Source organism: Pseudoalteromonas maricaloris (assembly GCF_024746855.1).
Lineage (GTDB): Bacteria > Pseudomonadota > Gammaproteobacteria > Enterobacterales > Alteromonadaceae > Pseudoalteromonas > Pseudoalteromonas maricaloris.
The window spans coordinates 3,676,704-3,688,450 of the sequence record NZ_CP024625.1 but is presented as its reverse complement, the minus strand read 5'-3'; the positions used below and the strand labels follow the sequence as shown (position 1 = coordinate 3,688,450).

General features: G+C 43.4%; 14 protein-coding genes. 1 reads left to right on the top strand and 13 read right to left on the bottom strand.

Annotated elements, in window-relative coordinates; translation table 11 throughout:
- Window positions 1–35: 35 nt before the first annotated feature.
- On the bottom strand, window positions 36–554 hold the full coding sequence (yjgA, locus tag CTT31_RS16405) for a ribosome biogenesis factor YjgA (RefSeq protein ID WP_010376654.1): 519 nt from the start codon (window positions 552–554) through the stop codon (window positions 36–38).
- 136 nt (window positions 555–690) lie between these two features.
- Here yjgA and pmbA point away from each other — a divergent pair, with 136 nt between their 5' ends.
- On the top strand, window positions 691–2,040 hold the full coding sequence (pmbA, locus tag CTT31_RS16400) for a metalloprotease PmbA (RefSeq protein ID WP_211858758.1): 1,350 nt from the start codon (window positions 691–693) through the stop codon (window positions 2,038–2,040).
- Window positions 2,041–2,107: 67 nt separating this feature from the next.
- Here pmbA and mgtE read toward each other — a convergent pair whose 3' ends face one another.
- The 12 genes from mgtE to CTT31_RS16340 all read right to left on the bottom strand — a co-directional run bounded on the left by mgtE (window position 2,108) and on the right by CTT31_RS16340 (window position 11,740).
- Window positions 2,108–3,466, bottom strand: a complete 1,359-nt coding sequence (gene mgtE, locus CTT31_RS16395) for a magnesium transporter (protein WP_039492930.1) — start codon at window positions 3,464–3,466, stop codon at window positions 2,108–2,110.
- Between the two features lie 522 nt (window positions 3,467–3,988).
- Window positions 3,989–4,258, bottom strand: a complete 270-nt coding sequence (locus tag CTT31_RS16390) for an HPr family phosphocarrier protein (protein ID WP_010376658.1) — start codon at window positions 4,256–4,258, stop codon at window positions 3,989–3,991.
- Window positions 4,259–5,125, bottom strand: coding sequence for an RNase adapter RapZ (gene rapZ, locus CTT31_RS16385; RefSeq protein WP_010605937.1), 867 nt, complete (start codon window positions 5,123–5,125; stop codon window positions 4,259–4,261).
- Window positions 5,118–5,576: a PTS IIA-like nitrogen regulatory protein PtsN gene (gene ptsN, locus CTT31_RS16380; protein ID WP_010605936.1), complete on the bottom strand. Its 459-nt coding sequence runs from the start codon at window positions 5,574–5,576 to the stop codon at window positions 5,118–5,120. Before ptsN ends, rapZ begins: the two co-directional genes overlap by 8 nt.
- A gap of 1 nt (window position 5,577) precedes the next feature.
- Window positions 5,578–5,865: a ribosome hibernation promoting factor gene (gene hpf, locus CTT31_RS16375; RefSeq protein ID WP_010376661.1), complete on the bottom strand. Its 288-nt coding sequence runs from the start codon at window positions 5,863–5,865 to the stop codon at window positions 5,578–5,580.
- Between the two features lie 29 nt (window positions 5,866–5,894).
- A complete protein-coding gene (locus CTT31_RS16370; RefSeq protein ID WP_039492928.1) occupies window positions 5,895–7,394 on the bottom strand; it encodes an RNA polymerase factor sigma-54 in 1,500 nt (499 codons plus the stop codon).
- 46 nt (window positions 7,395–7,440) lie between these two features.
- Window positions 7,441–8,166: an LPS export ABC transporter ATP-binding protein gene (gene lptB, locus CTT31_RS16365; protein WP_039492925.1), complete on the bottom strand. Its 726-nt coding sequence runs from the start codon at window positions 8,164–8,166 to the stop codon at window positions 7,441–7,443.
- On the bottom strand, window positions 8,166–8,708 hold the full coding sequence (gene lptA / locus CTT31_RS16360; protein WP_211858757.1) for a lipopolysaccharide transport periplasmic protein LptA: 543 nt from the start codon (window positions 8,706–8,708) through the stop codon (window positions 8,166–8,168). The genes lptB and lptA overlap by 1 nt, the downstream gene beginning before the upstream one ends.
- Window positions 8,698–9,252, bottom strand: coding sequence for an LPS export ABC transporter periplasmic protein LptC (lptC, locus tag CTT31_RS16355; RefSeq protein WP_211858756.1), 555 nt, complete (start codon window positions 9,250–9,252; stop codon window positions 8,698–8,700). Before lptC ends, lptA begins: the two co-directional genes overlap by 11 nt.
- Window positions 9,249–9,800: a 3-deoxy-manno-octulosonate-8-phosphatase KdsC gene (gene kdsC / locus CTT31_RS16350; RefSeq protein WP_211858755.1), complete on the bottom strand. Its 552-nt coding sequence runs from the start codon at window positions 9,798–9,800 to the stop codon at window positions 9,249–9,251. Before kdsC ends, lptC begins: the two co-directional genes overlap by 4 nt.
- Entirely contained in the window at window positions 9,800–10,771 is a 972-nt protein-coding gene (locus CTT31_RS16345; protein ID WP_010605930.1) for a KpsF/GutQ family sugar-phosphate isomerase, read from the bottom strand. Before CTT31_RS16345 ends, kdsC begins: the two co-directional genes overlap by 1 nt.
- Window positions 10,772–10,780: 9 nt before the next feature.
- Complete coding sequence (locus CTT31_RS16340) at window positions 10,781–11,740, bottom strand: calcium/sodium antiporter (RefSeq protein WP_010376669.1); 960 nt, start codon at window positions 11,738–11,740, stop codon at window positions 10,781–10,783.
- Window positions 11,741–11,747: the final 7 nt, after the last annotated feature.

Genomic DNA, 11,747 nt, shown 5'->3' with positions numbered 1-11,747 from the left:
CGCCTTTTTGTATTGTATCAGAGCACAATATAGCGTTACGGCATAATTGCTTCTTTTAAATACTGGAACAGCTCTTTGTAGGCTTTGCCTGGCTTCTCAGCTTTTACTTCTTTACTTGCTTGGCGCGCCATCTGGCGCATTTTTTGACGCTCAAGTTCAGGATACTTATCCAATAGCTCATTAATCTTGCTATCTCCTTTGGCAATCACTTCATCGCGAATAAGCTCAATCTTGTTCAGCAATACGTCTGCTTTATTGTTCTTATTTAGCATCAAATCCATCGCAGCCTGAATCTCTTCGACATTTGGAGTACTACGCAATGTCTTGGCAATGTAGTTCATATGACGACGGTAAGCATCTGTTTTAGCACGGATCCTATCCGCAACAGTCATGGCCTCTTTAAGCTCGTCCGTTAGAGGTAACTTCTCACGCTGCTTCTTGGCAAGCCCTGCAATTTCACAGCCTAGTTCATGCAACTCTAGCGCCTCGCGCTTAAGCTCGCTTTTTGAAACGTAAATAATCTCTTCTTCGGTCGTTTGCTCGTGTTTAGCCATTGCTCTTGTCTATACTAGTAAATATTAAGGTCTCTAACATTAGAGTATACCACAATTGATCACTACAATAGTTAGTAGCTGTGATAGCATATTAACTAATATGTTTTAGTTAGACGAGCGAGCGGATAAGGTATCTATGACTCAACCTCAACAACACCCTATATATAATCAAATTGATGATGTGAAAAATGCAGTTGCCGATGTGTTAGCGCATGCTAAAAAACTAGGTGCAACCTCGGCAGAAGCGGCGATGTCTAGCACCTCAGGTCTGTCTGTAAGTACACGAATGGGAGAGGTTGAAACCATTGAGTTTAATCAAGACGGTGGTCTTGGTATCAGCGTGTATGTGGGTAATCATAAAGGCTCAGCATCAACCGCGGATCTGAGTCCTGACGCCTTACGCTCTGTGGTTGAAAAGGCCGTAGATATTGCTCGATTTACCTCGGATGACCCCTGTAATGGTGTGGCTGATAAAGCCTTGCTAGAGATGTCACCAACAGATTTAGATCTTTTCCACCCTTGGCAAGTTTCTCCCGATGAAGCCATTGAGCAATGTATTGCTGCTGAAAAGGCCGCGTTAGAATTCGACCCTCGAATCGTCAATTCTGATGGCGCGAGCTTATCGAGCCACCAAGGGATCCGTGTATATGGCAATAGCCATGGCTTAATTGCAGGGTTCCCACGTACCAGACACAGCCTAAGCACCATGGTGATTGGTAAAGAAGGTGAGCAAATGCAGCGGGACTCAGCATATGCCTTATCTCGCGTACACACAGAGCTAAAATCCCCTGAAGAAGTTGGTTTAGAAGCAGCGCAATCTACGCTAGCAAAATTAGGCAGTCGCAAATTATCGACGCGTAAAGTGCCTGTTATTTTTCGAGCGGATATCGCGAACAGCTTATTTGGGCACTTAGTGTCAGGTATTGGCGGCGGCGCGCTATATCGTAAGTCTAGCTTCTTGTTGGACTCTTTAGACACACAAATTTTTAATCGCTGCGTAAACATTGAAGAGAAGCCACACTTACTAAGAGGGCTTGCTTCGAGTCCTTTCGATAGCGAAGGTGTAAAAACCATCGACCGTGAAATTATCACAGATGGCGTGCTTAATACTTACTTATTGGCAAGCTATGCCGCACGCAGAATGAATATGCAAGCGACAGGTCACGCAGGTGGGATCCATAACTGGTTAGTAAAACCAACACACGACGATTTAACCAGCCTACTTGCGTCGATGGGCACTGGCTTATTAGTCACTGAACTTATGGGGCAAGGTGTTAATACGGTAACTGGTGACTACTCAAGAGGAGCTGCTGGTTTTTGGGTCGAAAATGGAGAACTTCAATATCCTGTAAGTGAAATTACTATCGCTGGTAATTTAAAAGATATGTTTATGGGGATTGAAGGCGTTGGCGGTGATATTGAATGCCGAGGCGCAGTACAAACCGGCTCTATACTACTCAATAATATGCAAATAGCGGGCGAATAACTCCCTTCATCAGCTCAAGAAATGCTGGTTTTGACCAGCATTTCCCGCCATTTCGACACTCTTACTGTTACACTAATAACCAAGTTGCGGTGCCAAGGAATGCAAAGATCCCGACAATATCGGTAACCGTTGTTAGTACCACACTACCAGCTAGTGCTGGGTCGATATTCATTCTCTTTAGCATAATTGGAATACTGGCACCCGCGATACCTGCTGCGACTAAGTTCATAAACATTGCGAAGGCAATAACTGCACCGAGTGTGAAGTCCCATTGCCATACAGCAATAACCCCAGCGATCAATACTGACCACAGCACGCCGTTTAAGGCGCCGATCGCCAGCTCTTTACCCATTAAAAACTTTTGGTTAGTCTGGTTAATATGGCCAAGGGCAATACCACGAATCACTAGGGTTAGCGTTTGGCTACCGGCAACGCCGCCCATACTTGGTACTATGCCATTTAACACCGCGAGAATAGGTAAAATATCCAGAGTACCTTCGAAGAAGCTTGCAACAAACGCTGCCATTAAGGCGGTTAACAGGTTAATTCCAAGCCAAATAGAGCGGCGCTGGCTACTTTTTAGAACTGGCGCAAAGGTGTCTTCTTCATCTTCAAGACCTGCCATACTTAACAAGCTGTGCTCAGCATCTTCACGGATGACGTCAACAACGTCATCAATGGTGACACGACCAAGCAAATGGGCGTTATCGTCAACTACAGGAGCCGAGATCCAGTTGTGACGCTCAAAAAGCTGCGCCACTTCAGACTCATCCATGGAGATAGGGATCGTTTCCTTATCTTCATCCATCAAGTCTCGAACCATACTGTCAGGAGACTTAGTTAATAAGGTATTGACAGGCAGCGTGCCTAAAAAGCAGTTGTCTTTATCAACTACATACAACTCGTCCGTACCGTCTGGCAATTCGCCTTTAAGACGTAGATATCTAAATACAACTTCTAAGGTAACATCGGGTCGAATAGTGACCGTGTCGGTGCTCATTAGCGCACCGGCCGAGTGTTCCTTGTAGGACAATGCTTGTGTCGCACGTTCTCTATCTTGGCTATCCATCGCACCGATAACGTCTTGGTAGACGGTATCAGGCAGGCTTCTTAGGACATCACCAAGGTCATCGTCGTCCATGTCTTCTGTAGCGGCAGCAATTAGCTCCGGCTCCATCTGGGCGATGATCCCAAGTCTTACGTCCTCTGACAGTTCCTCTAAGACATCCCCTTGGATATCTGGGTCAACGAGCTGCCACAGCATAGAGCGAACTTTATGAGGGGATGATTCTAAAAGCAGTGCTGTATCACAAGGAGCTGTTTCTGCGAGCATACGCCTAACTTGAACAAACTGACCACTGTTTAAGGCTTTAGTTACCTTTTGGAGTTGTTCCAGTGTGTAGTCTTGTTCAAATACTTCAGGCATAGGCATCCTTTTTGATAATAGTGTTGGCTAACGTGATTAAGTTAACCCTATTCATTTATTTTATCGCAGAAATCAATTTCTTAATTTGAATTTTATTCGTGTTGTTTCTGCTGGTGGGTTGTTATCGTTAATACACGTTAAAGGTGTACGCAACGATAAAGTAGGATTTTCTCGGCAACTCGCTTTACTGCACGAGAGAAACCTAAATTGGTATTACAGTGTAACTCAGTTTATTGGGAACTACCAAGGTTTACGCTTAATTATGAGAGACTTATTATACCAATTCGATTAATTAAGTGATCTATTTTTAAGCGAGAAAACCTTGTCGATAACACGGCGAAAATTTTGCTATTTAGTTGTTCTAAATGAGAAATTTTTAACACAGTTAGCGTCAGGTTTGCTCCTTCAAATTGAGTAAGTATTAAGACTAATTGGTATTAGACCAGTCTGGTTACGGAGGGGGAGATTAGCAGGGACTAAATGAATCAGACCTTAGTGCTATTTTGGTGCTAGTAGCCCAAGTTACTCGGATTCATTAAATTTATTTTCTATTAGTCCGCCAATGGCGTCTAGTGCATACTGAGCATCAGGACCTTCACAAACCACTCGGACTTCTTTCCCTTGGCTGCTTTCAAGTAACAACAGCGCTAGTACGCTGTCAGCAGCTGCACTTTTGTCTCCTTGATATAAGGTCACTTCGGCATCAAATTGGGTTGCTAATTGTGCAAGAACCGTCGCTGCTCTAGCGTGCAGACCAAGCTTGTTCTGGATTAAAAACGTATCTTCTAACATTTAACCCTCTTGCTCACGGTGGCGAATTTTGACGTTGGGATGGGTTTTAGCAAAACGCTCACCAATGGTTTGCGCTAAATATACCGAGCGATGTTGCCCACCTGTACATCCTATTGCAATCGTTAGATAACTGCGATTGTTACGCTCTAAGTGTGGTAACCAAGTTTGTACAAAGGTTTGGATCTGCCAAGTAAACTTTTGCACGATGCTGTGACTCGACAAATAGTCTTTGACTGGCTGATCTAGGCCAGTTAGCGGCTTAAGCTCAGGCTCCCAATGTGGGTTGGGCAAAAAGCGCGCATCAAAAACGTAATCCGCTTGTTTTGGGATACCGTGTTTAAAGCCGAAAGATTCAAAGGTAATAATGAGTTGTTTGTCTTTTTTACCTAAGATTTTTTCGCGGATATCTTCTGCAAGTTGATGAACGCTCAGGCCTGTAGTATCAATGAGAAAATCGGCGCGAGTGATCAATACGTCTAACAATTCCCGTTCTTTCTTTATTGCAACATCTAGTGGAAGATTATGCAGTGAAAGAGGGTGCAAACGGCGTGTTTCTGAGAAGCGTTTTATCAGGGTTTGATCGTCACTGTCTAAATAAAACAGGGTAGGTTTGGCAAAGCCTGGTAAGTATTCAAGAATGTCATTAAACTCGTCCTGTTCTTTAGGTAAGTTTCTGACATCAATACTGACTGCTATTTTATTATAATTGTCCGAAACGCTGCGGACTAAAGACGGCAGCAAATTGACCGGAATGTTATCTACACAATAGTAGCCTAAGTCTTCCAATACTCGAAGCGCTACAGATTTACCAGAGCCTGAGCGGCCACTGATAATGATAAGCTCGAGTCCTTTTTCTTCATCACTCATCAAGTTCACCTTGGATCACTGCATATAACTCATCGTCACTTTTTGCTTGTCTAAGCATTTTGCAAAAAGACTTGTCTTTGAGTGTATCAGCAATCGCCGCTAAGGTCTTCAGGTGCTGTTGATTATCACCTTCGGGTACGATGAACGCGACAAAAATATCGACAGGCTGCTTATCTATGGCTTCAAACTGGATCCCTTGCTCGCTGACAAGCACCATTGCAAGGATTTTATCCAAACCTTCAAGTCGACCATGGGGAATGGCAATGCCTTTACCGATCCCTGTGCTGCCTAATTTCTCTCGCGCCATTAAAGCGTCCAAGATAGCATGCTGACTGGTATTTGGAATTTGGCTATGAGCCAGTTCGCTGATGTATTCTAAAATACGTTTTTTGCTATTAAAAAGGACCGCAGCTTTACTGCAGTCCTTGTTCACTAATTCACTTAATTTCATCTTAGTGTCGAGTGAGCTTCTCTTTGTGTTTAATAACTTGACGATCTAGCTTGTCGATAAGGCCATCAATTGCGGCATACATATCTTGATGCTCTGTTGATGCAAATAGCTCGCCGCCGTTTACGTGTAATGTTGCTTCTGCTTTTTGTACTAGTTTCTCGACATCAAGGATCACATGCACGTTATTGATATGATCAAAGTGCCTTTCTAGCTTCGCAAACTTGTTGGTGACATAGTCTCTTAATGAGTCAGTAATTTCTACATGGCGACCAGTTAGATTTAGTTGCATAAGCATTTTTCCTTCTTGGGTTTTACGTCTTATATCAAGCTTTTACGCTGATTTGACGGTGGAATGGCTAGGGATTCACGATATTTTGCAATCGTGCGTCTCGCTACCTTAATTCCTTGCTCAGCTAAAATATCTGCAATTTTGCTGTCACTCAATGGCTTAGCGGTATTTTCTGCAGCTATCAGCTTTTTGATAAGTGCTCTAATTGCTGTAGAGGAGCACTCACCTCCATTTTCTGTACTTACATGGCTAGAGAAGAAATACTTCAGCTCAAATATTCCCCGAGGTGTATGCATGTATTTTTGTGTTGTCACACGGGAAATTGTGGACTCATGCATCTCAACCATTTCAGCAACATCATTTAGCACCATAGGGCGCATTGCTTCGGGGCCATGTTCAAAGAATGCCTGTTGTTGTTGCACAATGCAATTGGTAACTTTTAATAATGTATCATTTCGGCTTTCTAAGCTTTTAATAAACCACTTTGCTTCTTGTAAATGTGAGCGAATAAACTGACTATCCGTACTGGATTTCGCTGTTCTAGACATCGCAGCGTAATGGTCGTTTACTCTTATTTTAGGCATAGCATCAGGATTTAGCTCTACGACCCAACGACCTTTTACTTTTTTCACCGATACGTCAGGGATCACATATTCAGGCTCTTCATGAATAATGCTTGCCGCTGGTTTTGGGTTAAGGCTATGAATTAACGTCATGACCTCTTTGAGATCGGCTTCTTTAAGGCGCGTTTTCTTTGCCAAAGTTCGATAGTCACGGCTGGCAAGCAAGTCGATATGCTCTGTCAGAATCATTTTTGTTTCGGCAATCCATGGCGTATCCGGAGCGAACTGATTTAGCTGAATACACAAGCATTCTTGTAAACTACGCGCTGCGATACCGACAGGATCGAAAAGTTGAATACGTTTGAGCACGGCTTCGACTTCATCCAGCTCAATAGGCTCTTCGCTACTCTCGTCATTAATGCTTTCTAAAATGTCTTCGCAAGACAGTGTTAAAATGCCTGACAGGTCGACCGCTTCAATAATCGCAATCGCAATCGCTCTATCTGTTGGACTAAATGGTGTCAGCTCAAGTTGCCACATGAGATAGTCGTGGAGAGATTCAGAGGTTTCCCCTTGATAAACATTATCGTCATCAGGAAGTGGGCCTGAACTTGCAGCGGGTGCTGCGCTCATATATTCATCCCAAGTGACATCCATGGCAAGGTCATCACTGACAGTGTCTTTGCTCATGGCGGTATCTGAGTCTATTTCATAGTCACTAACCTGCGCTTCATCGCTTGAATCTTGATTGTCGTCAGCACTACTTTTTTCTTGGCTGTGTTGGTCAGCGTTTTCGCCGTCAGTATTATCACCTTCTTCCACTTCCAACAATGGATTGCTGTCTAATGCTTCTTGTATTTCTTGTTGCAGATCCAATGTACTAAGCTGCAGCAAGCGAATGGCTTGTTGCAGTTGTGGAGTCATTGTAAGTTGCTGCCCCATGCGCAGCTGTAATGATTGCCTCATGTATCTCTAACAATCCTTTTTAACAGTTATTAATACTACGTCTTAACTATAGCTTGAATTGTTCGCCTAGGTAGACATCTCTTACGGTTTGATCTGCCAAAACATGTTCTGGCGTGCCTGCAGCGATTAACTCACCATGTGAAACGATGTAGGCTTTTTCACATACGTCCAGTGTTTCTCTAACGTTATGATCGGTGATTAGCACACCGATACCGCGGTTTTTTAGGTGCTCTATGATTGTCTTTATATCTAACACCGAAATAGGATCAACACCAGCAAAAGGTTCATCTAACAGGATAAACTTAGGATTAGCGGCTAAAGCGCGAGCAATCTCTACGCGTCTTCTTTCGCCTCCCGATAATGCCATGCCCTGTGAGTCACGGATGTGTTGAATATTAAACTCATCCAGTAACTCATTGAGTTCAGCTTCTCTCTCAACTTTAGATAAGTCTTTTCGAGTTTCTAAAATCGCCATCAAATTTTGATAGACCGTGAGTTTTCTAAAGATTGAAGACTCTTGCGGTAGATAGCCAATACCAAGTCGCGCGCGGCTGTGCATCGGTAGCAAAGTGATATCTTCATCATCAATCTGAATAAAACCTTTGTCGCTTGGTACTAACCCTACAATCATGTAGAACGTAGTGGTTTTACCTGCACCATTTGGTCCTAATAAGCCTACAATGCTGCCAGCCTTAACACTTAAGCCAACATTTTTGACGACTTCACGACCTTTATAACTCTTTGCTAGACCAGTTGCTTTGAGCTCGCTCATTAATTGTTACCTTCTTCCTGCGCTTTTTTATCTTTTGCGTTTTTTTTGTCATCAACAGGAACAAGGATGGTTCTTACCCGAGAATCTTCTTGGTCTGAGCGCTCAGCACTGATCAATTGCTTTTCAATGTCATAGGTGATGACTTGCGCATTGATTTTTTGCCCAGTTTGATTGATTTCCGCATCGCCAGAAATGACTAAGGTGCCTTTCGCAACGTCGTAACGAATTTCGTTTGCTTTGGCTTCTAGCAAATTACCATCAGGTTGACGTTCGCTGAAAATAGCTGGGCTGCCAGTTGCAACAAGCAGTTGCTTGTTAGTACCAAGCTCCGCGCGGCGGTGGACTTCTAGGCGATCGGCATTTATTTTTCTGTTGCCATGAATAATAACAACATTCTGTTCAAAAATACCGATGTTGCTTTGCAGTTGAGCTTGCTGACGGCCAGCATCAATAATGACTTCATTTTGTTCTGCAGCATTTGCTAAAGTAGAACTTGCAAGCAAGCCGATGAAAACTAGTTTGTTAATGATTTTACTGGTCATAATAAATTGTCTTTGTGTGGTTGATGAGTTCGATCACTTGCTTTTGTAGATCCGCATGCAGCCCTTTACCCGTGATCCTAAGACTAGGACCGGTGATAACGACAGGGTGTTCCGATTTCATCAATTTTTGCTTAATTTCAACTCTTACATTATCGGCATTGATATTGGTGATCATGGCGTTAGGCGTTAAATTCTTTGCCAGTACATTGCCTTCTAATATCAAGGTATTGTTTTCGTACAGTGTTGCTTCTAATGCACTTATTTGCCAATTCTGCTCACCGTTATATAAGGTGAAAATAGGCTTTTCAAAGTGACTAAAGCCAAGATCTTGATACAACTCCATCTTATCAGCAGTTACCTGATAGTTTAATAAGCCATTTTCACTATAGGTCGTTTGCTGAAGCGTGGTTGCAACATAATCGGGCTTAGCTAACGGTTCATCTTCTTTTGCTGAGTCCGCCTCTGATGGATTAAACATGGGCGACCACATCCATACCATTAAAGAAGCGAAAACAATGAGTAAGATGACACGTAATACGGTCATGTACTTGATCCTTTGGAAGTCAATAAGTGATTTTGGCTGAGCATTAGAAGATCAGTCAACTCTCTCACGGCACCAAAACCACCAGGCATCAAGGTCGTGTAATGGGCGATATGTTTAACAAGAGGATGTGCATCATTGACGGCAACGGCAAAACCGACTCGCTCCATTACGGGTAGATCTGGGCCATCATCACCAATATACGCAATTTCGTCATCACTAAGGTTGAGCTTAGTCTTCAGTTCATCATATGCCACTAACTTGTTTTCTTGGCCTTGGTAAATATAAGTTACATTTAAACTAGTCATGCGTTGCTGAACTATTTGTGAATGCCTACCTGTGATAACGGCGACTTCGATACCACTATCAATCAAGGCCTTAATACCAAACCCATCTTTGGTATTAAATGCTTTCAGTTCTTCTCCATTATTACCAAGGTATATACGTCCATCTGAGAATACGCCATCAATATCGCAAATCAATAATTTGATTTGTTTTGCTTTTTCCCAAGCTTCAGGTGAAATCGTCTGATATAAATCTTCAAATTGCATTACAGCACCCCCGCTCTAAGTAAATCTTGCGTATTCAAGGCGCCAACCGGTATGTTGTTTTCGTTTACCACAATCAAGCCATTAATTCGTTTGGTTTCCATGATATTGAGTACCTCAGCTGCGAGCATATCGGCGCGTGCCGTCGTACTTTTAGCCGTCATTACTTGCGTGATTGGGGTGGTATGAATATCGACCTTTTGTTCGATAATACGCCGCAAGTCACCATCGGTAAAAATACCTTGTAATTGCGAGCTTTCATCTACGATTGCCGTCATACCTAAACTTTTAGCTGACATTTCAAATAAAGCTTCTTTAACTGTGCAATGACTATTGACCATAGGGATTGCATCCCCTTGATGCATGACATCAGCAACGGTTAGTAGTAGACGCCTTCCTAAACTACCGCCAGGATGAGAAAGCGCAAAATCATCAGCCGTAAAGCCTCTGGCTTCAAGTAGCGCAACCGCGAGCGCATCACCCATCACTAGTGTAGCTGTGGTGCTAGCCGTGGGTGCAAGTCCTAATGGGCAGGCTTCTTTTGATACTTTAACACAAAGGTGAACCGTCGCATTACGAGCCATTGTAGAGCTCGGGTTGCCTGTCATGGAAATAACGGGGGCTCCTAAACGCTTTATCACAGGCAGGATTGAGATCACCTCTTGGGTTTCCCCTGAGTTGGAGATCATCAAAACCACATCATCTTTGGTGATCATACCCAAGTCGCCGTGACTTGCTTCACCTGGATGAACAAAAAATGCGGGGCTGCCAGTACTTGCGAGTGTCGCTGCGATTTTGTTACCAATGTGGCCTGATTTACCCATGCCAATCACGATGATGCGACCTTGGCAGCCAAACATAATTTCACAGGCTTTTACAAATTGTTGATCAACAAACTGTTGCACTTCTTCTATTGCTGCAAGTTCGGTAGCAAAAACTTGATTTGCAGAATCAATAAATGGGTTCGTTGTCACAAGGCTTCCTTAAATGATGTAGTAAATATAACCGACGAAGCTAGCGACAAGTATGCCACCTTCCAAGCGGTTGATGCGGCGCTGACCTGTTAGGCTGAGGCTCATTAGGATAAGCAGCAGTGTCGCGCCAAGCATAATAAAGATATCACGTGACGCAATATTGGCGTCGAGGACAGATGGGTTGATAATCCCAGCAATAGATAGCACTGCCAATATATTAAAGATGTTCGAGCCAATAATATTGCCAAGCGCTAGATCGTCTTCTTTTTTAAGTACGCCAGCAACACATGCCGCAAGCTCGGGTAAACTAGTACCAACGGCGATAATGGTTAATCCTATTAGCAGGTCACTCATGCCAAAATATTTGGCGATGTCAACCGCAGCGCCAACGAGATAGTCCGCGCTAATAGGCAGTAAAATCATACCCACGATTAACCAGAAAACGGCTTTTTGAGTTGGAATATTATTTGGCACTTCTTCACAGGCTTCACTGACAAATGGGTCATCATTATCTCCACCACCACGCTTGGTGATAATGATAAGTGCAAGAAGAAAAGCGGCGAAACCGACTAATAACAAAACACCTTCTACGAAACTAAAGTGGTTATCACTAACGATATACCAAGCAGCCAATGAAACGATGACTAACAGCGGCATTTCGCGGCGCAAAATACCAGAGCCTACGGAGAGTGGCCTTAATAACGCAGTGAGACCCAAAACGAGTAAGATATTAGCGATGTTAGAACCTATGGCATTGCCTACGGCGGTGTCTGTTTTATCTGCAAGAGCGGCTTGCGCAGCAACCATCATTTCTGGTGCTGAAGAACCCATGGCCACGATAGTTAAACCAACAATTAATGTTGGCACACCAAAGTTTCGTGCAAGAGCGGCCGCACCAAAAACAAAGCGGTCAGCACTCCAAACCAGTGCAATAAAGCCAAGAATGAGAATAACAAACGATAAAACCATGAACCTC